Annotated in this window: 21 protein-coding genes; 18 read left to right on the top strand and 3 right to left on the bottom strand. The window is 38.3% G+C overall.

What is annotated here, in order from left to right; translation table 11 throughout:
• The first annotated feature begins 89 nt into the window (after window positions 1–89).
• Complete coding sequence (locus tag FCJ93_RS21475; RefSeq protein WP_137744686.1) at window positions 90–1,022, top strand: iron-hydroxamate ABC transporter substrate-binding protein; 933 nt, start codon at window positions 90–92, stop codon at window positions 1,020–1,022.
• Window positions 1,023–1,804: 782 nt separating this feature from the next.
• On the opposite strand, the gene FCJ93_RS21470 is transcribed toward FCJ93_RS21475, so the two are convergent.
• Window positions 1,805–2,194, bottom strand: coding sequence for a bacterial transcriptional activator domain-containing protein (locus tag FCJ93_RS21470; RefSeq protein ID WP_235879562.1), 390 nt, complete (start codon window positions 2,192–2,194; stop codon window positions 1,805–1,807).
• Between the two features lie 14 nt (window positions 2,195–2,208).
• Between FCJ93_RS21470 and FCJ93_RS25295 the strand changes: the two genes are divergently transcribed.
• The 12 genes from FCJ93_RS25295 (at window position 2,209) to FCJ93_RS21410 (ending at window position 14,722) form a co-directional block, all read left to right on the top strand.
• Window positions 2,209–3,630, top strand: coding sequence for a carboxypeptidase-like regulatory domain-containing protein (locus tag FCJ93_RS25295; protein WP_137744684.1), 1,422 nt, complete (start codon window positions 2,209–2,211; stop codon window positions 3,628–3,630).
• Window positions 3,631–3,656: 26 nt separating this feature from the next.
• Window positions 3,657–4,409 carry a class B sortase gene (srtB, locus tag FCJ93_RS21460; protein ID WP_137744683.1) on the top strand — a complete coding sequence of 251 codons (753 nt, stop codon included), beginning with the start codon at window positions 3,657–3,659 and terminating at the stop codon, window positions 4,407–4,409.
• A gap of 399 nt (window positions 4,410–4,808) precedes the next feature.
• The gene (locus tag FCJ93_RS21455; RefSeq protein WP_137744682.1) at window positions 4,809–5,327 is read left to right on the top strand and encodes a GrpB family protein; all 519 of its coding nucleotides are present in this window, start codon (window positions 4,809–4,811) and stop codon (window positions 5,325–5,327) included.
• Between the two features lie 641 nt (window positions 5,328–5,968).
• On the top strand, window positions 5,969–6,733 hold the full coding sequence (locus tag FCJ93_RS21450) for an IclR family transcriptional regulator (protein WP_137744681.1): 765 nt from the start codon (window positions 5,969–5,971) through the stop codon (window positions 6,731–6,733).
• Between the two features lie 162 nt (window positions 6,734–6,895).
• Window positions 6,896–7,543: a bifunctional 4-hydroxy-2-oxoglutarate aldolase/2-dehydro-3-deoxy-phosphogluconate aldolase gene (locus FCJ93_RS21445; protein WP_137744680.1), complete on the top strand. Its 648-nt coding sequence runs from the start codon at window positions 6,896–6,898 to the stop codon at window positions 7,541–7,543.
• A gap of 19 nt (window positions 7,544–7,562) precedes the next feature.
• On the top strand, window positions 7,563–8,573 hold the full coding sequence (locus FCJ93_RS21440) for a 2-dehydro-3-deoxygalactonokinase (protein ID WP_137744679.1): 1,011 nt from the start codon (window positions 7,563–7,565) through the stop codon (window positions 8,571–8,573).
• Window positions 8,574–8,628: 55 nt separating this feature from the next.
• Window positions 8,629–9,627 (top strand): tripartite tricarboxylate transporter substrate binding protein, encoded by a 999-nt coding sequence (locus tag FCJ93_RS21435; protein ID WP_235879561.1) that lies wholly within the window; start codon window positions 8,629–8,631, stop codon window positions 9,625–9,627.
• A 117-nt stretch (window positions 9,628–9,744) separates the two neighbouring features.
• The gene (locus tag FCJ93_RS21430) at window positions 9,745–10,188 is read left to right on the top strand and encodes a tripartite tricarboxylate transporter TctB family protein (RefSeq protein WP_137744678.1); all 444 of its coding nucleotides are present in this window, start codon (window positions 9,745–9,747) and stop codon (window positions 10,186–10,188) included.
• A gap of 21 nt (window positions 10,189–10,209) precedes the next feature.
• Complete coding sequence (locus FCJ93_RS21425) at window positions 10,210–11,706, top strand: tripartite tricarboxylate transporter permease (RefSeq protein ID WP_137744689.1); 1,497 nt, start codon at window positions 10,210–10,212, stop codon at window positions 11,704–11,706.
• A complete protein-coding gene (dgoD, locus tag FCJ93_RS21420) occupies window positions 11,703–12,851 on the top strand; it encodes a galactonate dehydratase (protein ID WP_137744677.1) in 1,149 nt (382 codons plus the stop codon). Before FCJ93_RS21425 ends, dgoD begins: the two co-directional genes overlap by 4 nt.
• Window positions 12,852–12,893: 42 nt before the next feature.
• Complete coding sequence (locus tag FCJ93_RS21415; protein ID WP_137744676.1) at window positions 12,894–13,874, top strand: 2-hydroxyacid dehydrogenase; 981 nt, start codon at window positions 12,894–12,896, stop codon at window positions 13,872–13,874.
• A 14-nt stretch (window positions 13,875–13,888) separates the two neighbouring features.
• On the top strand, window positions 13,889–14,722 hold the full coding sequence (locus FCJ93_RS21410) for an aldo/keto reductase (RefSeq protein WP_137744675.1): 834 nt from the start codon (window positions 13,889–13,891) through the stop codon (window positions 14,720–14,722).
• 210 nt (window positions 14,723–14,932) lie between these two features.
• Here the strand turns inward: FCJ93_RS21410 and FCJ93_RS21405 are convergent, their stop codons facing one another.
• On the bottom strand, window positions 14,933–17,584 hold the full coding sequence (locus FCJ93_RS21405) for an FtsX-like permease family protein (RefSeq protein WP_137744674.1): 2,652 nt from the start codon (window positions 17,582–17,584) through the stop codon (window positions 14,933–14,935).
• Window positions 17,581–18,255, bottom strand: coding sequence for an ABC transporter ATP-binding protein (locus FCJ93_RS21400; RefSeq protein ID WP_137744673.1), 675 nt, complete (start codon window positions 18,253–18,255; stop codon window positions 17,581–17,583). The genes FCJ93_RS21405 and FCJ93_RS21400 overlap by 4 nt, the downstream gene beginning before the upstream one ends.
• Before the next feature lie 1,102 nt (window positions 18,256–19,357).
• Between FCJ93_RS21400 and FCJ93_RS21395 the strand changes: the two genes are divergently transcribed.
• The 5 genes from FCJ93_RS21395 to FCJ93_RS21370 all read left to right on the top strand — a co-directional run bounded on the left by FCJ93_RS21395 (window position 19,358) and on the right by FCJ93_RS21370 (window position 24,959).
• On the top strand, window positions 19,358–19,843 hold the full coding sequence (locus FCJ93_RS21395; RefSeq protein ID WP_340947701.1) for a PCYCGC motif-containing (lipo)protein: 486 nt from the start codon (window positions 19,358–19,360) through the stop codon (window positions 19,841–19,843).
• A gap of 111 nt (window positions 19,844–19,954) precedes the next feature.
• Complete coding sequence (locus FCJ93_RS21385; RefSeq protein WP_095314587.1) at window positions 19,955–20,524, top strand: cupin domain-containing protein; 570 nt, start codon at window positions 19,955–19,957, stop codon at window positions 20,522–20,524.
• A gap of 260 nt (window positions 20,525–20,784) precedes the next feature.
• Window positions 20,785–21,645 (top strand): AraC family transcriptional regulator, encoded by an 861-nt coding sequence (locus FCJ93_RS21380; protein ID WP_095314586.1) that lies wholly within the window; start codon window positions 20,785–20,787, stop codon window positions 21,643–21,645.
• Window positions 21,646–22,024: 379 nt separating this feature from the next.
• Window positions 22,025–22,804 (top strand): ABC transporter ATP-binding protein, encoded by a 780-nt coding sequence (locus FCJ93_RS21375; protein ID WP_095314585.1) that lies wholly within the window; start codon window positions 22,025–22,027, stop codon window positions 22,802–22,804.
• Window positions 22,794–24,959 carry an ABC transporter permease gene (locus FCJ93_RS21370; RefSeq protein ID WP_137744671.1) on the top strand — a complete coding sequence of 722 codons (2,166 nt, stop codon included), beginning with the start codon at window positions 22,794–22,796 and terminating at the stop codon, window positions 24,957–24,959. Before FCJ93_RS21375 ends, FCJ93_RS21370 begins: the two co-directional genes overlap by 11 nt.
• Window positions 24,960–24,986: the final 27 nt, after the last annotated feature.

The following is a 24,986-nucleotide window of genomic DNA, read 5'->3' as shown; positions in this document are numbered from 1 at the left end:
GCGCAACTTTGAAGTATCTGTTTTCGTGAATGAATGTCTGAAATGAAGTGGGTAAAGAGCCAACTGAAAAATACAAGGAGATAAAGTCAATGGACAAAAAAATTCTTTTTATAAGCATAATGGCACTTTTGATTATTGGGTTATTAAGTGCTTGTGGCAATGATACAGAAAAAACAGATGAGGCTGCTTCTGAATCTGAAGCTAAAACAAGAGTATATCAAGCTGAAAATGGAGATGTGGAAATTCCTGTTGAGCCTAAAAAAGTTGCCGTTTTAGCACATATTTATGTTGGGAATGTATTAAAGCTTGGTGTTACCCCTGTGGCGGTGAATGAGTGGGTAAAGGGAAATAAATTTTTCGGTGATCAACTGGAAGAGGTTGAGGTAGTGCCGGATGGGGCGATTGAGAAATTAATCGAGTTGGAACCAGATTTAATTATTACGTTTACAAATGACCAAAATATAAAGAAATATTCTGAGATTGCCCCTGTAGTTGCATTAACAAATACGAACTATGATTATCTTGAGCAGCATCTTGAAATTGGGAAAATTTTAGGAAAAGAAAAAGAAGCACAAGAGTGGGTTGATGAATGGAATACAAAGGCAGCAGAAGCAAAGGAAAAGGTCAAAGCTGCGATTGGCGAAGATGCAACCGTTTTGGTTATTGAGCAGGTTGAAAAGGTAACTTACATTTATGGACAGAACTGGGGCCGTGGCACAGAGGTAATGTACCAAGCTTTAGGAATCAAAGCGCCTGAAAAAGTAAAAACTGACGTGTTCGGACCTGGATATAAAGCGATTTCACCAGAGGTTATTTCTGATTATGCAGCAGATTATATATTTGTTGGCGTAGGCGAGGATGCTGCAGACCCGTCCTTTACTCAAACAAGTGTGTGGAAGGAACTACCTGCTGTTAAGAACGGGAATGTCTTCAAATTTGATTCAGAATCTTTTTGGTTTAACGACGCAATTACACTGGAACATCAACTAGAGTTTGTAGTGGATTCTTTAACGAAAAAATAATCATCAATAAAACGGCAGCCAAACGGCTGCCGTTCTTGCATGTTAACGATTCTTGAAGATTGCTCTTTTGTTATCGTACCTTTATAGCCATCAATAAATTGTCAAAAACGAGTTCAAATCCTTGAAAAGTATCAATATAATGGACTAAAAATCAGCTTTCTCCTTCGTTTTTTACATGTAAAGACTTGACGACATCGGAGAACAAGTTAGTTTAAAAAACAAGTTTTTTCCTTTTCTTAAAGCACCACAAAATGAAGGAAATAATAAGTGATACAATCGCATAAAAAACTGCCCACCCAAAAATACTTAGCCAGCCCACATTATAAATGAATGGAATTACTACTGTTGGGATGTTAAGCATAAAAAATATGATTACAGGTGCCATCAAATACCTTTTAAATTTAATTGTGCAAAGTAAGGAAATAAAGATGGTTAAAATGGGTGCTAAGATTAAGTACATTGGAATTTCCCACATTAATATCACCCCCTCGTTTTTTGTTCAACGGTCCATCTACTTGAAGAAGTAGCATCTCTTCCAGAAGGTACCTCTTAATTATATAATTCAATTATTTATGCTTTGATACCTTCCTCCGCTAAATCGTTGTATAAGTTTAAAACTAAAAAAAAGAAATTTTTTTTAGAGGATCATTCCTGTTATTTTGAGGACAACACATCAATAAAAATCGATGATAATAAAAAAATAGGCCGCTATGAGTCCGGTTGAAACCGAAATCATACCAGCCAATGAAAAGTTTAATAAAACGCTTACTAATTAAGTTACTTCATATGTAGGTTCCCTCTTTATTATCCTGTTTCCATTGTTCATACCATTCTGTAATAAAAAGGCTAGGCTGTTCAAGTAGTTCTGATTGCATTAATTCTTTTAGGCGCACGTATTGCTGATGAACAGAAGCTCTCTTGCCTTTGGCTGCAAAAATTTTCATCAGCCATAAAGAGGCTTCTTCTTCCAGAGGGTAACGGGAACAAACATCCAGAGAGCGGGCAGTCGCTTTTTCCCATTCCTGTTGAGAATAGTGCCAGGCGATGATTTTGTAAGATAATTGAAGCCACTGTACTTGCAGTCTTTGTCGTTCATTTTCTGTCCAAATATAATCATACCCCTGTAAGTAATCATCATTCACTAAGTCAGCCGCTTCTTCGTAATCACGGATCGTTTCTTCATTTAATGGTAAATCCGATTGAATCAGTCGTTCAAATTGATCTACGTCCAGCTTTATGTCCTTCAGGGATTCCTTATGAGGAATCTAACGAAGTGACCGTAATTGCAACTCCGGCGGTACTGGTTGGTATTCTGCGAAACAACAACACCGGTGAGGTGATTCCAAACGCAGAAATTATAGTGAAAAATGTAAAAACCGAAGAAGAAGTGATTATAAAAACCGATGAAAATGGTGGATATCGCTATCCTGTAAACAGAGATGAAGAATATACCATTACTTACAATAAAATGGTAAACATCGGTGGTGTTGAAACACCAGTTCCATTCACGCAAAAGGCTGATACGGAGGACAGTATTATCGCAGAGGGTAAGGAGATTCCGGCAGACATTGCGGGAGTAGGAATTGTACTCTTTAAGCAACCTGATGGAAAATCTTCTATGATACAAAATCAGTTTGCTGAAACTCTGAAAATTTACCTAAAGGATGAGTCAGGAAATTATATTACGGATGCATCCGGAAATCCTAAGGCATTTCCTTTAAATACTACGTATGGTACTTTCTCTGCAGAGGGGTTAAGCGAACAAACCTATAACATGGAAGTTCGTTATGAATTTGAAGCAGGTAAGGAACTGGTCATCAGCAAAGCGGAACTGAATATTAAGGCGAATGGTGAACTGAATATTTCAGAAGTATTGGTTGATCCTTATGGTACGATTACCGATCAAGCTACTGGTGTGGTAATTGAAGGTGCAGAAGTAACACTGTATTATGCAGATACACAAAGAAACAGAGACAATGGCATCGTTCCGGATACAAAAGTAACCTTGCCTGAAATTCCTGGTTTTGCTCCTAATGACAACGCCAGTCCAACCCAGAAAAGTGATAAAACTGGTTTCTATGCCTACATGGTGTTCCCGCATACGGATTACTATTTAATTGTAACTAAAGCAGGGTATAAGAGATATACCAGTGATACCATCTCGGTTGAGGAGGATATCGTACGCTATGATATCCAATTGGTGAAAGAAAGCTCTAGTGGCGGAAGTGGCGGAACCGGAGGAAACGATGGTCCAGGAGGAAATGACGGAACCGGAGGAAACGATGGTCCAGGAGGAAATGACGGAACCGGAGGAAACGATGGTCCAGGAGGAAATGACGGAACCGGAGGAAACGACGGTCCAGGAGGAAATGACGGAACCGGAGGAAACGACGGTCCAGGAGGAAATGACGGAACCGAAGGAAACAACGGAACTGGAGTTAATAAAGGAATGGGAAGTAAAAAAGGAACTGACAACAATAAATTGGATGATGTTCCGAAAACAGGAGATGATCGCCCATCCCTAACCTTCTATATGATTTTGGCTCTTATTTCCTTGATAACACTTTGTCTCTGTCTACCAAATAGCAGGAAGAAAAAATCTATGTAGTATCAAAGGAAAGGTGGTAAGGAAACATGGGAAAAATAAAAAAAATTCTTATCGTCCTTTCTACTCTTCTGCTCGTTTTTTCTCTTGCAGGGATTGCAAGTAGTATTCAAAGTGATTATCAAGCTAAGAGACAACTCGAAGAATTGGCTAGGCTGAAGGAATCAGGCGCAGGCGGGGATGTGGTAACATCCCTGCCTTCTGCTATACTTCCGGAATTTCAGGAGCTTTATAGACGAAACTCTGATATCATTGGATGGCTGAAAATTGCTGGTACAAGAATTGACTATCCAGTCATGCAGAACCCACGAGATCCGGATTTCTATCTTGGTCATGACTTTGATAAAAAGAAAAATAAAAACGGACTCCTCTTTTTGGACGAACACAGTCATATAAAGGATTCAAGCATTTTGCTAATCCATGGACATCACATAAAAAGTGGTTTGATGTTTGCAGACTTAATGAAGTACAAAGATGAAAGTTTTTATAAGGAGCATACTACGTTTCAGTTCAGTACACTTTATGAAAAGTCAGAGTATGAGGTAGTTGCAGTTTTCCTTTCAGAGGTTTATCGTAAATCGGACAACGTATTTAAATACTATGAGATTGAACATGTTGAAACAGCTGCTGAGTTCGACTCATATGTTCAAAATATTAAAAAGCGTGCTCTTTATGATACGAGTGTGACTCCTGAGTATGGTGACAAGCTTGTTGTCCTGTCCACATGCGATTACTCAACCGAAAACGGTCGATTGGTGGTTGTGGCCCGAAAGCTTTCATGATCATGCTGAAATATGGATGATCCATATTAATAGCAAACATAATAAATAGGAAGAATAGGTGAGTGTGTTTTACTCCCCTCTTAACTAAAGGCCGAGCATTGGAAAAATGCTTGGCATTTTTTTGTATATGGACCAAGGTATCTCATTGGGAGTTCTTCTAAACGAGGATGATTATGTTTTAAGTTTGCTTAAATCTTTATCTAGTATGAAAATAAAGGAGCTCATGATTGCCCTCTGTATATTATTGGATGTTTATTATAAAATAATTTTGTCTTACAGTATCATGAAGAAATCAATCCATTATCCCTCATAAAAACGAGAATAATCATTCATATTGAGATTCAGTGGAATTCATTTATGATAAAACCGAAAAAATAAAATGATGAGGAGAGAGACAACTTGCGAAAGGTGGAAGTATGTCCATACAATGAGAAATGGGCTCAGATGTTTATAGAAGAGGCAGAAAGCCTAAATCATATTTTTAGGAAGGATATTATAGATATTCATCACATTGGCAGCACCGCGGTTCCAGGGTTAAAAGCAAAACCGATAATAGACATAATGATTGTTGTAAAAAATATTAACCATATCGATCGATATAATATGAAGATGAAAGAAATCGGATATGATCCTAAAGGTGAAAACGGAATAGTTGGACGGAGATACTTTCAAAAGGGTGGAGACAATCGCTCTCATCACGTTCATATCTATCAGAAGGGAAGCTATGAAATAAAACGTCACCTTGCTTTTCGCGATTATTTAAAATCACATCCGGATGAAATGGAATATTATGGTAATACAAAAGAAGAATTAGCACAGCAATTTCCATATGATATTGAATCGTACATAAATGGCAAGGATTATCTTGTCAAAGACATAGAACTAAAAGCACTGAAATGGTATGAAAAAAACCAATAAATCATTAAATAATTTATATTTATTGATAATGGTCTTTGAGTTTTGCTCTGAACTGAAAGTAGGCTACGACGAGATGTGTACTCGTTACAACAGTGGCAGTATGAACATGTACTGACAGAGGCAAATAGTGTGAGCTATTTGGAAAAATGGGTGGTATCACGTTAATACTTGTCCTAATCGACTATGCGATTAGGACGTTTTTTATTTTGTAGGAGGAAAAGGTCGTTTTAAACAAGCATTAAAAACCATTTTCACTTTTATTCGAGAGGTGAATCGCACGCTTTGATGCCTCGGTATTGGGGCAATGTTGTTGTATTCAGTTATGACACACATTTAATGGTAATTTGGAAAGTAAGGGATATGCTGGAGGAGTTGCTCGGCAGTCATTTTGTGCTCTTGAGTGTGGAGAAATAAAGAATTGAAATAATCTTCATTTTATTGAATATGGAGATTTTTGTCCAAATTTGCTCTTTTTCTAGATTGGCAGGAGTGGATGTTTATCATTTATAGATTTTTAAATCGCTACATTTAAAGAATTAATCCGCATCATTTTATAAAATAGCTATCAGAATTCTTTTTTTATGGTAAAATTATAACGGAACTATGTTCCGTATAATAGAACTATAAGGTGGGGCAGGAAAATGGATAAGGACGTAGGTTCTGTACAATCAGTAGACCGTGCTTTAACGATTTTAGAAATTCTACAAGAAAATTCAAAAGGATTAGGTGTAACGGACCTAGCCAAACAATTACATGTATCAAAAAGTACTGCACATCGCTTGTTGATGTCGCTGTTAAAAAAAGGATTCGTTCAAAAGGATATGGAGACGGATAAGTATTTATTGGGATTAAAATTAATCGAGTTCGGTCAAAATGTCTCAGAGAATTTGGATATTAGAAAGTTGGCATCTGGCTATCTTCATGAACTTGTGGAAATTTCCGGAGAGACTGCTCATTTAGCAATTTTAGACAATAATGAGATCGTCTATATTGATAAAATCGAAAGTTCTGCAACGATTCGGATGTATTCCAAAATAGGAAAGAGGGCACCGCTTCATTGTACGGGGATAGGCAAGGCTGTATTAGCCTTTCTTCCAGAGGAAAAGATCAAACAGATTATTGATGAAAATGGGTTGAAAAAATTTACAGATAAAACGATTACCGATAAAGAAGAAATGTTAGCTCATCTAAGTGAGATTAAGAGGAGAGGTTACTCAATTGATGATGAGGAACATGAATTAGGAATTAATTGTGCAGCAGCACCAATTTTAAATCATAAAGGTGAAGTGGTCGCAGGAATCAGTGTAGCAGGCCCGCTAATGAGAATAAGTAAAGAAAAGTTAAGCAGAATCGCCAAGGAGGTCCTTCGTGTGTCTCAAGAAATTTCGAGATTATTAGGGAGATGATTTTTTTTTCTGAATTTTCGTTGACAGCGGTTTCTTTTTATCTCTATAATAAGAGGGAATCAAATATAAGAAACGCCGTTCCTTAATAAGGAACGGTAAAAATTTACACTTGTTTTGGAATGATGTTCCTTATTAAGGAACGTAATAAGGTGGTGAGAGAAATTGAATTCCATATTGAATGATATTGAGCAAAATAAGTTAGTTTCTATTATAAGGTCTGATCGTTCTAATGAAATTGTGGAAGTAGTCCATAGCCTTTATAGAGGTGGTATTCGAATTGTTGAGGTTACAATGAATACTCCGGGTGCTTTGAAGGGAATTGAAAAGATCAAAGAATTATATCCCGATTTACATGTTGGTGCTGGAACGGTGCTGGATTCTGAGACTGCGAGAGCGGCCATTTTATCAGGTGCTAGTTTTATCCTAACACCTACACTTAAGCAAAGCACAATCGAAATGGCAAACCGATATGACGTCCCAATAGTTCCGGGTGTGTTTACCCCGACAGAAATCCTCACTGCCTATGAATATGGTGCGAAGATGGTGAAGATTTTTCCAATTCGAACACTTGGACCGAAGTTTATCTCTGATATCAAAGGTCCATTACAACATATAGCCATAATGGCAGTCGGTGGAATTTCAATAGAGAATGTGAAGGAGTATCTTAGTGCGGGAGTTAGTGCCTTAGGGATAGGAAGTTCTCTAGTTGAAGATACACTTGTCCATCAAGGTAATTATGAAGAGATAGAAAAACGAGCAAGTAAATTTGTGAATATTGTTAACAAAGTTCAACCTTCCAATAGACTATAAAAAAGAGTTGGTAAAGAAAATGAATGTATTATTAATTGATTCAGGAACAACAAACTCTCGTATTAGATTATTCAATAAGAATGAAAACAAAGTGATCGATATTGAGAAAATTCGAATAGGTGTCAGAAATACAGCGATAGAAGGGCACAATGGAAATTTGATTAATCAATTAAAGGCAGGAATTCAAAGAATTCTTGAGAACAACCAACTAGTGCCTTCTGACATAAACTATATCATTGCATCAGGAATGATCACCTCAAATTTAGGGGTTTACGAGATACCTCACATCACATGTCCAGCTAGTTTAGAAGATTTCGTTAATCATTCTAAAGTGAGTCATCTGAAAGAGTTTTTTAATATTCCATGTGTGTTTGTGCCAGGAATGAAAAATAAGATTAGTACAGAAGTTGGAAATGCTTTCGATTCGATTAATCAGTTTGATATTATGCGTGGTGAAGAAGTAGAAACCTTTGGCCTGTTAAAACAAATAGATGTACAGGGAAAAGGAATTATGCTTCTTCCTGGTTCTCATACAAAATTTGTTGTAGTTGATGAAAATAAGACATTGACTTCATGTCTATCAACATTGGGTGGTGAGATCCTGCTTGCAATGCAAAAAGAAACCATCCTCTCAGATGCACTTAGTCAAGACCTCATCAATTGTATTGATGAAAAGATGTTAGAGCAAGGGTTTACTGCTTCGAAACAATTTGGTTTAACAAGAAGCTTCTACCATATTCGGCTGTTGCAGTTGTTTTCTAGTTTAGATGCGAATCAACGAGCAAACTACTTCGTAGGATCTGTGATTTATGAGGATATTCAAGCGCTGTTAAAATCAATTGATAGATTTGAAAAAATGGAATGGATTATTGTTGGTGGAACTAATCCATTAAGAAAAGTATTTACGCATCTTTTAAAATGTTTGGATTATGATTGGAAAATAATCGAGGCAACGAATGAACAAGTTGAGTATTCCTTAGTTTATGGGGCTCAAGAAATTGGTTCAAGAAGCATAAGAACCTTCACTTAATCGTAATGGAAGCGTTTAATTATAAAAAATAACATAAAAAATTGGGGGTTTATATATGAAAAACTCAATGAAGAAATTTCTGGGTTTATTTATTGTTTCAACTTTAATCTTTGTTTTAGCTGCTTGTAGTACTAAAGAAAGTTCAGGTAATACAGATAATTCAGGAGATAAAGATTATCCGAGTAAACCAGTCACCTTGATCGTTCCTGCAGCTGCGGGTGGTGGAACAGATACAACGGCTAGAGCATTAGTTGCTTCAGCAGAAAAGTTTTTAGGGAAATCAATTGGGGTCGTTAATAAAACAGGTGGAAGCGGTTCAGTTGGGATGACAGAAGGAGCGAACGCTAAGCCGGATGGATATACCGTATCAATGGTATTTGTAGAATTAACGATGTTTGAACATTTAGGGCTTTCCCCATTAACTCATAATGATTTTAAGCCAATTGCCCTAATTAATCTAGATCCTGCTGCACTGACCGTACCTGCAGATGCACCGTATGACACGGTAGAGGAATTTATTGCCTATGCAAAGGAAAATCCAGGTCTGAAAATCGGTAACGCTGGTACAGGCTCAATCTGGCATATTGCTGCTGAAATCGTTGGGGCAGAAGCTGGAATCGAATTAAATCACGTCCCTTTTGAGGGCGCTGCACCTGCAGTAACAGCATTAGTAGGCGGTCATGTTGATGCCGTAACAGTTAGTCCTGCAGAAGTAAAGACACAGCTTGATGCTGGCAACCTTAAAACATTGGCTGTTATGTCTGATGAAAGATCAAATATTATTCCAGATGTACCCACCTTTAGTGAAGCTGGTTTAGAAGTCAGCAATATTGGTACTTGGAGAGGGTTAACCGTTCCAAAGGATACCCCAGATGATATTGTAGCAACGCTTGAAGCTGCATTTATGAAAGCGGCTGAACAAGAAGAGTTCACGAGCTTCATGGAAAATAGCGGTCTTGGTATTCAATTGAAAAGTTCAAACGAGTTTCAGCAATTTATGGATGAGAATTACGAATTATTTGGAAAGATGATCAAGGATTTAGACTTACATTAAAGGGAAAATCCCAAGCATTTCTATTAAAACAAATGGGGTGGGTCCACTTAGAGATTTAGAGGTTCTCTGGGTGGACTTAACCCTTTAAAGCTTTACTTATTTGGGGGTTGGGTGCAGATGAAAATTCCAAACATAATTAGTGGGGTCGTTGTAATTATGATCGCAGGCTTCTTTTATTCGTTAACGTTTCAGTTTCCAGAAACAGCGACACAGGATGTTGGGCCAGCGTTTATGCCGAGGGTGTATTGTGGACTTATTGTCTTACTTGGTGGGTTACTAATAATTCAAGGATTTCGTGATCAGAGTAAAAAAGAAGGGACAGAGCGCACGATCGGTTATGCACTGGCCACAATGGGATTTGTTTTGCTCTATCTTATTCTGATCCCTTATCTCGGGTTCTACCTATCTACAGCGCTATTTGTTTTTGCTTTATTAGTATTTTCAAAAGTCCGAAATAAAATGGCGCTTATTAGCGTATCGTTAGGAACCCCTTTGTTTATCTTTGTTGTTTTCGAGAAACTATTGAAAGTAGCAATTCCATTAGGATCGTTATTTTCGTAACCAGGAGGTGATTCAGCTTTGATGAGTTTACTAACAGAAGGTTTAGCCAACGCTTTGCAATGGCAAGTTCTACTTGTAATAATTATCGGTTTATTAATTGGAATCTCTATCGGCTCTTTGCCTGGATTAACATCTACGATGGGAGTTGCTTTAATCTTACCTGTGACGTTTGGAATGGAAGCCGTATCAGGGATACTGCTTTTAGTTGGTGTCTATTTTGGTTCTGTCTATGGTGGTTCCCTTACGGCAATTTTAATCAACACCCCAGGGACACCTGCATCAGCCGCTACAGCATTGGATGGTTTTGCTTTAGCAAAAAGAGGATTAGCAAATAAAGCATTAACCGTTTCTACGATTGCCTCAACGATAGGTGGGTTATTGAGTGTTATTGTTCTAATTTTAGTTGCCCCTCAACTAGCCAACTTTGCTTTGAAATTTAGTGCACCTGAATCATTTGCTCTTGCCTTATTTGGTCTTTCCATTGTTTCGAGTATTTCTGGGAAATCAATGTCTAAAGGTTTGATTGCTGGTCTAATCGGATTGTTAATTGCGACAATTGGCTTAGATCCGATTGGAGGATTCCCTCGATTCACCTTTGATTCGATGGATTTAATGACAGGAGTAAACTTTATTCCTGTGATGATTGGGTTATTTGCTGCATCAGAAGCATTTCATTCAATGGAAAATTTGTTTTCCTCTCGACAAGTAGCTATGAAGGTTGAAAAAATAAAGTTAAAATGGCAAGAATTTAAAATGTTAATTGGCACGATGCTTCGTTCATCAGGAATAGGAACCTTTATTGGGATGATTCCTGGAGCAGGAGCTGATATTTCGGCATTTGTTGCCTATAACGAAGCCAAGCGGTTTTCGAAAAATAAAGAGGAATTTGGCAAAGGGGCCTTAAAGGGTGTTGCGGCACCGGAAGCGGCTAATAATAGTGTAACGGGTGGAGCAATGATCCCTTTATTAACGTTAGGGATACCTGGAGATGCGGTTACAGCAGTTCTTTTAGGAGCTTTAATGGTGCAAGGATTGCAGCCAGGTCCAATGTTGTTTGAGACTAACGGGCCAATTGTTTACACATTATTTGTCGGAATGCTACTAGCAAATGTTTTTATGCTATTCATTGGTTTAGCTGGTATCCGTTTATTTACTAAAGTCTTATTGATCCCTAAAGCGGTATTGATACCGATGATCATCGTCCTATGTGTGGTTGGTTCCTACTCATTAGGGAACAATTATTTCGATGTAGTTGTGATGTTTGTTGCAGGAGTCATTGGCTACTTCTTGAAAAAATTTGAGTTCCCAGCTTCTCCGATTATTTTAGGTTTAATTTTAGGACCAATGATGGAAAGTAATTTCAGACGCTCTCTTGTTATGTCAGAAGGGGATATAAGCATATTTTTCACAAGGCCAATTACAGTTGTGCTCTTAACAATTGCCATTATTACGTTATTTACGCCAATATTTAAAGCAGTACTCCAGAATAAAAGAAATGGCAAAGGAGAGTTGTTATGAAAATTCGTAGTTTTGAACTTTTCCAGGTTCCGCCTCGTTGGTTATTTTTAAAAATAGAAACGGATGAAGGGATAGCCGGCTGGGGAGAACCAGTGATCGAAGGTAGAGCACATACAGTAAAGGCATGTGTCGAGGAATTAATGGAGTATTTAATTGGTAAGGATCCGCTTCGAATTGAGGATCACTGGAGTACATTGTATCGTTCAGGATTTTATCGAGGCGGTCCGATTCTTATGAGTGCGATTTCAGGAATTGATCAAGCACTTTGGGACATTAAGGGGAAATATTTCAACACGCCTATTTATCAACTATTAGGTGGTGCATGTCGAGATTCAATTAAAGTGTATTCTTGGATTGGTGGAGATCGTCCTTCAGATGTCGGTCAAGCAGCTAAGGATGTTGTAGAGGCAGGATTTACTGCTGTTAAAATGAACGGCACCGAAGAACTTCAATATATTGATTCTTATGAGAAAATTGATCAAGCAGTGGAACGAATTGCTGCCGTACGTGAAGCGGTTGGTCAGTATATAGGAATTGGAGTTGATTTCCATGGTCGTGTTCATAAACCGATGGCCAAGATTTTAGCGAAAGAATTAGAACAGTTTCGTCCGATGTTTATTGAAGAGCCTGTTCTTGCTGAAAATAATGAAGCATTACGCGAAATTGCCAATCACACAACTATTCCGATTGCTACCGGTGAACGGATGTTTTCACGTTGGGATTTCAAAGATTTGCTTTCTGATGGCTATGCAGATATTATTCAACCAGACTTGTCCCATGCAGGCGGGATAACGGAGTGTAAAAAAATTGCTAGTATGGCTGAGGCTTATGATGTTGCTCTTGCTCCACATTGTCCATTAGGACCAATTGCGCTTGCCTCGTGTTTACAGCTAGATGCAACTGCTCATAATGCCTTTATTCAGGAACAAAGTTTAGGTATCCACTATAATCAAGGCAGTGATTTACTGGACTATATTAAGGATAAATCTGTTTTTGAATATGAGGATGGATTTGTGAAGATTCCGCAAGGTCCAGGATTAGGAATTGAGGTTGATGAAGAGCAAGTAAGGAAACAAGCGGTAACCAGTCATAATTGGAGGAACCCTGTGTGGCGTCATAATGACGGCAGTATTGCCGAGTGGTAATTTTATGGGTTTTTCAAAAGTGTAAGGGGGAAAAGCAAGAAAGTGAAACCAAAAGTATATATTGCGAAACCAATACCTAAAGAAGTGGAAGAATTAATTGCTAATTACTGCGATTATAAAATATGGAACCATGAAGAGCCTATTCCAAAAGAGGTTTTACTAAAGGAAGTGGAAGATGTTGAAGGCTTGATGACACCCAAAGGGATAATCACTGAAGAGTTTTTAGCATATGCACCGCGATTAAAGGTCGTTAGCAATGTCGCAGTTGGATATGATGCTTTTGATATTGAAGCCATGAAGGCAAGAAATGTCATTGGAACCCATACCCCTTACGTGTTAGATGAAACGGTTGCCGATTTAGCTTTTGGGTTAATACTTACTTCTGCCAGGAGATTAGCAGAGCTTGATCAGTTTGTAAAAAGTGGAAAATGGAGGGGGATAGAAGACGATTTTTATGGTCAGGATGTTCATCATGCTACATTAGGCATCATTGGAATGGGCAGAATAGGCGAAAAGATTGCCAGAAGAGCAGCCTTGGGTTTTGAAATGAACGTTTTATATACGAACCGAACGAGGAAGCCCGATTTAGAAGAGAGATATGGAATCAAGTATTGTGAAACAGAATTTTTACTGAAAAATTCGGATTTTGTTTTGGTGATGCTGCCATTGACAGATTCCACCTATCAATTAATTGGAGAAAAAGAGTTTAGTTTGATGAGATCAACAGCTTTTTTTATCAATTGCTCACGCGGTAAGGTTGTTGATGAAAAGGCGCTGATTAAAGCCCTTCAAAATGGAATAATCCGTGGTGCTGGCTTAGACGTATTTGAAGAGGAGCCTGTTGAAAAAGATAATCCACTACTGAAAATGGACAATGTAGTTACACTACCTCATATTGGCTCGGCAACTGCAAAAGCTCGGTTCGATATGGCAATGAAAGCTGCAGAAAACTTGGTAGCAGGTGTCACGGGTAAAGTACCAGAAAATATTGTGCCGGAGTTAAAAATATTGATAGAGAAATAAAAGCAGGGGGAAATATGATGGTTAACAGTTTACAAGATACAACAGTGTTAAATAATGGTGTTCATATGCCGTGGATGGGCTTAGGAGTATTTAAAGTAGAAGATGGTCAAGTGCTTGTGGATGCAGTAAAAACAGCCATTAAAAATGGGTATCGCAGCATTGATACAGCTTCCTTCTATAATAATGAAGAAGGAGTTGGCCGAGCAGTTAAAGAGTGTGGTGTACCGCGCGATCAATTGTTTATTACCTCAAAAGTTTGGAATTCGGATCAAGGGTATGAATCTACTATAAAAGCATTTGAGTCTACTCTTGAAAAGCTTGATATGGACTATCTTGATCTATACTTAATTCATTGGCCTGTAAAGGGCAAATATGTTGATACATGGAGAGCCTTGGAAAAAATATATAAAGAAGGAAAGGTCCGTGCAATTGGAGTTAGTAACTTTAATGTTCATCATTTAGAGGATATTTTAGCTGTTTGTGAAGTAAAACCAGCTGTGAACCAAGTGGAGTATCATCCTCATTTAACCCAAGAGGAAGTTCGCGCATACTGTGAAAGAGAAAAAATCCAACTTGAAGCATGGTCTCCTTTAAAAAAGGGGCAGCTTCTAAATGATCCAACTATCGTTGAAATTGCAAACAAGTATAATAAAAACTCTGCTCAGGTCATCTTACGCTGGGATTTACAAAATCATGTTGTTACGATACCCAAGTCGATTACAGAGAGTCGTATTGTTGATAATGCAAATATTTTTGATTTTACGCTTGCTGAAGAGGATATGCAGCGAATAAGTGGTTTAAATATTAATGAACGTACAGGTGCCGATCCAGATAACTTTCATTTTTAAATAATTTGTAAAATCGATATCAACTAAAGGGATTAGAAACTAACGTTACTTTTTTAATAGGGCTAACATTTATAAGAACAAAGCGGATTCCGTACAATTTAAATAGTAACCATTCATCTTAATGAGAAAAATCATGGAAAATGGAAAAGCAAGCGGGAAAACAACTTATTTGTTTTCCTGCTTGCTTGATAGTTCGTAAGTCTGAATAAGCTACTGATTTAATTTAGAAGGGTTAATCTGTTCCTTGCCCAACTTTTTAAATGAATTTCTTCTTCTTAATTGTAGAGTTGAAGTTAAATCTTTCTTTAGAAAGAAAACTAGATTGATCAATGCAAAGAGAATAACTACTAAGAAAAACCCGATGGCAGATACGCAGCAGACAATCCACATTGTATGATTGATGCCAAATAGTGAAGAAAACAAGATGATGCATAAAACATTGCCAATTATAATAGAACACGCTGACCATAAACCAATTTCTTGCAGGTAGAAGCGGATAATGTGTCGGTTCTTCCAACCTATTGAACGAAAAATTCCAATTTCCTGCTGTCTTGCGGTTAATAATGAAGTAAAACCTTCAGCTAAGGTTAATATAGCAAGTAAATAGGCACATATAATCAGGAGGATATGCCAGCTGCTCGATTGCAAATTTACATATTCTCCTAGTATTGTTACACTTGTTTGCTGAACGGTTTCAGTTAGTGACAAGTAAACGTATGTGGACAATCCACTAACAAACATAAGCTGAATAAATGGAGAGCGTATATATTTGCGATAAAAACTTATATTTTTTAAGAACAAGCCTTTTCCAATTTTTCCGTTCTTTCTTTGCGGAGTGTTCTTTCTTCCAATTTTTCCGGCAAAGTATGATAAAAAAAGAAAAGTAGCTAGCGTTAAGCCTGAATGCCATATATAAATTGAAACAGAAGTATCTCGCAATGTTTGAAATACCGTGATCCCAGCTAGTGAAATAATCCAGGCAATGCCTGTTAAGAAGAAGACCTCCATTCGTAAAAATTTCATAACATGTCTTCGATTCCAACCCAAAAGATTTAGGATTTTAAGTTCACGTTCTTTGGTAACCTGCCAAAATAGTATGCGGTTAATGACGTAAGTGGCCGCCACAAAGAAGAAAGCGATACTAAGAACCATATTCGTTAAATCCCACTGATTCACCAGTGTCCCAGTTGCACCAAGTGTTGTCCATGATTCGGTGACAGTGCCCAGACCCTCTACGTTGACATCTAGCTTTTGTGGAGACGCTCCAGCTACGATAGAGACATGAAGCCCCATTGCCTCTAACTCGCTCGCAACCTTTTCAATTTTTTTCGCAGTAGCTTTCGTATAACTGTCGATTCCAGCTACTTTTACGCGAATGGCATCAATAGCTTTTTCTCCTTTAATCAACGCTGCTAAGTGAATGTTGGTTACGCCTGAAGCAGCCGGTGTTACAAAACTTCCAGGAATGGCGGTTGCTTGAACAGTCTTCTCTTTACCATCTTTGTCTTTCAATGTTACAGGTGCCTGTTGGTAAATTCCGAGTGGACTAGATGCTAAAGTGTCCTGTCTTTTGCCTGGTGCAAACTCTCCAACTGGGTCAATGATCCAGACAGGCTCATTATGTTCAAGTGATTCTGTTAAGGTCATCCCGACTTTTTCTATTTCCCGATAAAGCGGCACATTATTTTCTTCACCGAGCTTTTTGATTGTCAGCATCCCGTTTTTTTCTTCGTATATAAGCTGACTTGCACGGTAATATTCTGATGTATAATTAAAGTCTAATTCTTGAACATAGCCGTTTCCTGCAATAAGCTCGCTCATTTCACCGTCTGCATTCAACATAATTGCTTTATCCTGATTAAAGGGGTTTACCATAGGACTCATATCGATGGTCAGTTTTTTCGAGTTAGTTGGTGGCAATTGTTCGATTTCAGAAAGGAAATCGTTATAAGCTTTCGGACTTCGGTTCCATAGGTCTTCAAATCTGACAAAGTTCACATCATCCCGTTTATACTCATCTGATAATTCGAGTGCATTCCGATATTTTTTAGTATCCTCAGGACCAATATCCAACTCCTCAGTCAATGCATGAAGTTCCACAGATACTGTCGCATCCTGATTGTCTAGGACAGGAATAAGTGTAGCATGAGGGAAAGCAGATTGGTTCATTGCTGCATATCCTGATTTGGGATTCTCTTCGTTAATTCCCTCAAAGGCGATGCCAGTTAACTTTTCTTCTTCGACTGGGTCAATTCCGACTAGTAAATGATAGGTAACGGGCAGTGGAAATTGAACGGCTTCACCAGTACAAAGATTTAATAAGCTATGAGAGTAAATAATTTCAAACTTTGGATACAATCTTTTTACTTCAAGAGGGAGTGTGCCAGCGGTCTCAAGCATGGCGCAGACATATTTTTCACTGATGGGGTAATGGTTAATCCCGTCAGTCGTTTTAAATTGACCTACATATCTTGTTGAAGACTCAGGCATTTGAATTCCGATATTTGACCGAATCCCAGTAAAATATCCTAGAGAAGCAACTGGTGCAGCGATTTCAATGTCGGAGCGGTCTTGAATTTCCTTCCACTGATCGATGGAAATGCCGCCTTTCCCGAAGCCAATGTAATTTTCATGGACAATTCCACGTTTCTTTTCTATTTCGCTTTCAATCCCAAGGGGTCGAACAAGCAAATCATAGCTGCCGCGACCATAAAAGCTGATGTCGGATTCGACTTGTTTTTGCGAGTTTTCTAAAAATAACATCACAAAAGGTGTGATTGTAAATATTAGAATAAAAGCACATAAAAATAATAAAGATGCCCCGAAACGATGTTTAAATTGCCTAAAGATCAAACCTTTCATGCCTCAACTCTCTCCTTCAGAATTCCATCTCGGAGAAAGAGAATTCGATCACCGTATGTAGCTATTTCCTCATCGTGAGTAACGATGAGAATCGTCATCCCGTTTTGATGGAGGCTTCGCAAGCATGCCAAAACATTATCTCTATTGTCGCGATCTAAATTTCCTGTCGGTTCATCGCACAGTAATATTTGTGGAGAATGGATCATCGCCCTCGCAATCGCGGTTCGCTGCTTTTCTCCTCCAGATAATTCCCCAGGCAAGTGATGCAATCGGTGAGCTAGAAGCAATTGTGACAATCTTTCAGTTGCGCGACTTTCAATTTCTTTTTTCGGCAAATAAGGCCATTGCGGGAGCATTACATTTTCAAGGACGGTAAATTGTTCTAAAAGCTGGTAATGCTGAAATATAAAACCGATTTTTTCTCTGCGAAAATCTTGAAGTTCTTCATTTGAAAGCTTATTTAACTGCATGTCTGCAACACGAACTTCTCCGGTTGAAGGTCGTTCCATGCCACCAATCATATTCAACAGCGTTGTTTTCCCTGAACCTGACGGACCCAATATCGTGATCCATTCCCCTTCCTCAACGGATAAAGTGACATCTTTAAGAGCCTGCACTGTATGAAGACCAGTATATTCCACCTGTACATCTGTTAATTGAACAATATTCATAGATTAGTTGCCTCCCTATAAAGCCTGTCCACCTACAATCATTCTTAGGTGGACAGTTTAGATAAAAACTTGGAGTATTTTATGGCCTAGTGAGATACTTATATACTTTTGCGCTTGCTACTTGAAGATGGCCATTGTTATCTTCCACCAGGAGTCCGGGTGTGTAGCTTACATACGAGGCACTGGAACTATACTCACGTTGGTAAGACATGGAGAGACTTGTACTTCTAGCATTTATCAATGTATAGCCATTAGTAGTGTCTGTTCTGAAATAAATTTTGAAAGGTGATGTTCCAGACCAAGAGAAATTCCATTTTGCAACAGCCTGAGATCCGTATATTGTTTGAGAGGGTGGTGAAATGTATGCTGCAGCCTCGCCTTTTTCTAAAAAACCAAATGCAAAGAGTGGAAACAACAATGTAAAAGCTAATAACCATTTTATTGCATTGCCTCCAATTATTTGGTAATTGAAATCCCAGTTTTATCGTATAGTAGTTTCCTGTATTTGTAAACCTTATATTTGCAAAATTCCAAAGAATATGTCTAATTAGGTAGAGTTATGGATGGGAAGCTAGTTTGTGTTAGTTTAAAATCCTTTTTGGATTTGTGTAAATAGAGGTAGTTTTGTCAGTCGGATAGGGGAGAAGAGTCAGTAAAATCCTATGCAGTTGGACAGGTCTTTAATTCATTTAATTCTTAATTTCAATGCCCAATGTGATGGACGGACGTTATTATGCTCTGAATAAGTCCAAGAACACATTACTAAAAGCCACACTAGCATTCTTGGAGAGATTGTAACCATTGTAAAGTTCTCAAATTTGTCAAAAAGAAATTTTGCTGTACTTCTGAACGTGTTGTTTACTTTGATATAATAAGGCAGGTGAATGTGATAGCTAGAATCATAGATTTAGCTATTTTTTGGTGATTTTTAAATAATTTAGACATTGATATGTCGGTGTTGGTTTTGGGCTCGTTTTCGCGCTCTTCAGTACACTTAAATGGCTGGCGAAACCAAGGTTTCATATGAAATGAGCCAAAGATTTCTTTAATCATTCTGCTTAACAAAGCCATATATTAATTAAACAGAAAGGAAGGTGGCGGAGTGAAGAAATTCATTTTCCCAATGCTTCTCAGTTCATTGATTATATCGGGATGCTCGTCAAACCATACACAAGAAGCTGAAGATGGACATGAACATGCCGAGCCACAACAGCCGAAGCTGGAATATAAAATAGGAAGTAATGACTGGTCTGTCGTGACAGCATTGACTGATAGCCCGAAAGTTTTAGAAGCCTATCAGTTTGCAGTTGAACATCCAGAAGTACTTGATTACATGCCGTGCTATTGCGGCTGTTATGAGGAAGATGGACATACGAATAATACCCAATGTTTCGTTGATTCCGTTCATGAAGATGTAGCAGTGTTAGATACGATGGGCTTTGGTTGAGGGGTTTGCGTTGATATCGCCCGTGAGGCGAAGCAAGAGTTTGAAAAAGGAGTCGATCTTCAAACCATTCGTGAAAATATTGACAAAAAGTATGAAAGTTTAGATATCCCTTCTACTCCAACGCCAATGCCAGAAGGATAAGAGATAGCAGCGATTTTGCTGCTGTTTTTTTATGCAACGGTTTTTTAAAAGAGTACATCATTCAGCTATTCGCATATGATATTTTATCAAACCTAGGAAAGGTGGTTGAACATGTACTACACTCCTTATGTGTATCCATCGCAACATCTTTATTATAATAATACCCCATTGTACAACGTTCCAAGATATCCTGGATATTGGACAATGCCTAATGCCACAGAAGATACGCAGCGATTTTATCACCTGCAGCAACAAAACTGGAATAATAAATTAAAGCTAAAGGACTATGGCAAAGAACCATTTGTCGTGAATATTAATGAAGCCTCGAAACAAAATAAAACGTTTCGCACAGCACTATGGACAGGGAATCACTTGCAAGTCACATTGATGAGTATTGATGTTGGTGAAGACATTGGATTGGAAATTCACCCAAATGTAGATCAGTTTTTACGTATTGAACAGGGGCAGGGAATTGTTCAAATGGGAAAACGTAAAGAACACTTAAATTTTAAAAGAAAAGTGAAAGATGACTCTGCAATTATGATCCCAGCTGGAACATGGCATAATGTAACCAATACGGGCAATATTCCACTTAAGCTTTACTCCATTTATGCTCCTCCTAACCATCCATTTGGCACTGTTCATGCAACAAAAGCAGATGCGATGATGATGGAGGACTGAACATTTAACGGTGAGAATCAAATAAGTATTTATCCCCGCCATAAAGGACGGGGATTTTTTCATCTTTTTACTAAAAATATCGATTTATAGCCCTTTAGCAAAGAAGAATTATCAAAGTCATTGTAATAACTAAAATGACGTGTTTCTAATGTTAGACTAATGCTATAATTTTTAAAAAAATGAACCTGTCATGAAAGAGCACAGATGAACAGGAAGGTTTAGGGCATTGTTGTTAGACTGAGTATGAAGGGAGAGTTCATATGGAGGGACTTCAAAGAATGTTAGATAGTATCAAGTATATAGAGAGTCATTTAGAAGAGAGTCTTTCTATAGAAGATATCGCTGCAGTTGCTTGCATGTCAAAATTTCATTTTCAGCGGATGTTCAGTATGCTGACTGGTTTTTCCGTAAGTGAATACATTCGAAATCGGCGTATTACAGTAGCAACGCAGGAGTTAATTCATTCTAATTGTAAGGTGATTGACATTGCGATGAAGTATCGGTACGAGAGTCCGGAAGCATTTACGAAAGCATTTCGGAGAATTCATGGCATCAGTCCATCGGTTGCTAAGAAAAACAGTCAATTTTTGAAGGCCTATCCAAAGCTTTCCTTTCAAATTCAGCTAAAGGGTGATGTTGAGATGGATTATAAAATTGTTGAAAAGAATTGTTTCACTGTTGTGGGTAAGAGTATTCAAACAACTACGATCGGAGGTGAAAACCATCGGGAGATAGCGGCTTTTTGGGATGAGTCGAATCGAAACGGGTTTTCAAGAGAGCTTGCTAAAAATAGTGGTTCCCTTGGACTTATTGGAATTTGTATGGATTTTGATAAGCAACAAGAGAATCTCACCTATTTCATTGGTGCGGAAAAAAATATTGAAAGCCTCCCTGCTGGGTGGGAGGAACGGCGAATTCCATCCGCAACTTGGGCAGTCTTTCCAGTGCACGGTGCCATGCCTGATGCCATGCCAAAGGTGTGGGAAAGGATCTTCTCTGAGTGGTTCCCGGCAACTGGGTATGAACATGCTGGAGGGCCAGAAATGGAAGTTTATTTAAGTGATGCGGATCCATCTTCAGCAGATTACTATAGTGAGATATGGATACCGGTGAAAAAATAAAAGCTTGCCTAAGTGTGCTTTATAGTAATATAAAATAAAAAAAAGGTAGTCCGAAAATTTTCAATACAAAAAAAGAAGTGAAGAAATCAGGAGTCATTTTTCTTCATTTCTTTTTTTGTCAGCTTCCAAACTCTTACTCCCCGCTATCAAAATTCCCACTATTAACATTCCATTCCTTCGTCGTTTGTTCTGCTTTTATTAGGAGCAGAAATAAAGACATGAATGGGTGCATTGCGTTTATGATGACAAGTGAAATGGGAGAATGGTTTCCTTACATTACTTGTAAGTGTTTCTAGTCTTTTTCGTTGGTTATAATGTGTATAGCTCAATCGATCGATGGGAATTTTGGAAAAATGAGCATTAAAAAGGAGAGTTATACATGGTTCGACAAGGGAAGTTGTTAGAGGTCCAAGACTTGCAAAAACATTATGGAAAGAAAAACAATCTGACAAAAGCTTTAAACGGTGTTCGGTTCGATATACTCCCTGGGGAATTTTTAGGGATCATGGGGCCAAGTGGTTCAGGTAAAACAACGTTATTAAACTGTATTGCTACCATTATAAAACCAACCTCAGGACGTGTCCTTTTAAATGGCAAAAATATTAGTGCTTTTGATAGCAGGGATTTATCTGAATATCGTGGCAGTCGAATTGGTTATTTGTTTCAGGACTTTGAATTGTTGGATAATTTAACAGGGCAGGAAAACATATTATTACCTTTAGCCATTCATGGGATGAACTATACAAAAGCGCGGGGAAAATTAGAAGAACTAGCAGGTTATTTAGAGATAACAGAGATTTTAAACAAATTTCCAGCGCAGATGTCTGGAGGGCAAAAGCAAAGGGTAGCTGCTGCACGCTGTTTAATCTCGGAGCCAGATATTGTACTTGCGGATGAGCCTACAGGCGCCTTGGACACACGATCAGCGAAAGCTTTGATGAATAAGCTGGAAGGCATTAATAAGGATAGTGGCAGAACGATTTTAATGGTAAGCCACGACCCGAATGCAGCAAGCTTTTGCTCAAGAATTCTTTTTATTCAAGATGGTGTCATTTTTCATGAGCTGCGCCGCAAACAAGAAGAAAGGCGCGAGAGATTTTATGAGAGAATTTTAAAGGTGTTAGCTCAGCTTGGGGGAGGAAGCGCAAATGTTCTCTAAGTTGATCTACCGTAATGCAAAACGAAGTCGCAGGGAAAATTTGATCTACTTTGCAACCCTTGTAGTTGCAGTAGCCTCGTTTTATATGATTCTTTCACTGGGGAAACAAGATGTGATCTTATTTTTAAGAGAGTTTGAAAGCGATGCGATTGATAAGCTGTTAACTGAGATGAACATTGTCTATGTATTTGCGTTATTTATCCTGTTTTTCTTGGTCTTATTTGCGAATCGCTACCAATTAAATCGAAGGAGTAAAGAGTTTGGGCTCTATCTCATGTTAGGAATGCGCAAGGAGCGCCTTGTTCGCCAGCTTTTAGCAGAGGGGTTTATCACTTCTATTTTGGCACTTGCTGGAGGCATTTTAATTGGAGGCATTTTAGCGGAAATGATCAGTCTGACTGTTTCTAAATTAGTCGGACAGGGAATTATCGGTCATCAAATCAGCTTATCGGTCAATGCGATTATTTTTACGATCATTGGTTTTTTATTGATTCAGTTTACAGCATTAGCCATTCTTGGGGGAAGAATATTTTATCAAGAGATCCATCAATTGCTTTATGAGCAAATGGATGAGACAACTGATATGGGCCATGTTAAAGGCAATATCCTTCATATATTACTAGGCGCAGCGTTATTAGGTGCAGCCTATTGGATCGTTTTGTATCGCTTTTCTGATTTTGCAGGACTGCTTCTGTTTGTGGCACTGGCTCTTGGAAGCATAGGAACAATCCTTTTTATGAGGGGATTGGGAAAGCTACTTGGCTTGTTGGCAAGCCTGTCCAAGCATAAATCGCTGCAAGGGTTGCACACTTTTACATTAAGGCAGTTTCAAGAGAACGTTGCGAATCGCTCTACTTCTGTCGCGGTCACATCGATTCTTATCACATTATCGATCATTTTGATTGCCAACGGTGCTTCAACCATTTTGAGTTTGGACGGTTTATATAATAGGAATTCGTCGGTCTATGATTTTACTGTTAATGGAGACAGCAAGAAGGTTGGAGAGTTTTTGAGTACAGGAAAAATGGTATCCTATGTAGAGGACGCAAATCTTTTGGAAATGGGAAAAATGAAGGATGAGGGCGAGCGCATGGAGGATGGTATGCCTTTGTCATTGGTAGATTGGTCTAAATTAAAAGAACAGTTAACGATGGCTTTGCCAGCCCCATATAAAGAGCAGGTTTTATCCGGAGAAATGCAAAGTTATGATATTAGTTCGGAAAACCCTGAAGCTCTTAATCTGTTAGGAGTTCTGGAAATGGATACAACAACCCCTCACCTCATTTCCGAATCCTCATATAATGGGCTTTTAAAAGCGGTAGGAGAACAGCCGTTGAACCTAAATTCAGATGAAATTGCCTTATATTTTAATCCGGATTTCATGCCTATGGAAAATCTTGATCAGATGCCGGTACTTAATGGTATTCTTGAGAAGGCTGTAAAGGAAGGGCGAAGTTTGCTAAGCATTGATGATCAGGCCATCATCATTCGTCCATCTATTCCTATGAGAGGATTGGTAGCTGATCGTTCCGTAGAAATTTTTTCGGCTTTTGTTGTTCCCGATCCTATGTTCAAACAATTAGTCAATCCTGATACGTATGCTTCCTATTGGAACTTTCGTATCCCGCAAAAGATGCAGGCACAGCAGGGGTTGATGAAACCGATGATGGAAGCAAGAGACATATTGAAATCTTCGGGCTTCGCCTTTGAAAGTTATTTACAAAACTTTGGACGTAAATTGTTTTATATTGTTGCTGGAAGTTATACAGTCTTATATATGGGATTCTTATTTTTAATTATTGCATGTACGGTATTGGCTTTACAATTTTTGACTCAAATGAAGCAGACGGGCGGACGTTATGTAACACTCTCCATGTTGGGAGCCAAACGTCAGCAAATGAAAAAATCAATGCAGAAACAGGTGTTATGGACCTTTCTGTTACCGATGTTTCTTGCATGCGTAAGTGGAGCTGTTGGAATAAAGGCCATGATTTCATTTGTGGTTATTCATTTTGAGGACGTTCCATTTCTATATCCGCTTGCTTTTGCCTTTGCCTGTATGGTGATTTTCATTGTGGCAATATATGGAGTAGCAGTAGCCCGTTCAGCAGTTCATGAAATCGACAAATTACGTTGGAAGCCCAATATCGATTAAAAGATTTTTACACATTTTTCATAAGAG

Source organism: Robertmurraya siralis (genome assembly GCF_005502275.1).
GTDB lineage: Bacteria > Bacillota > Bacilli > Bacillales > Cytobacillaceae > Robertmurraya > Robertmurraya siralis.
Note: the sequence above shows the minus strand (reverse complement) of the source record. Positions and strands in the feature narration are given on the sequence as shown.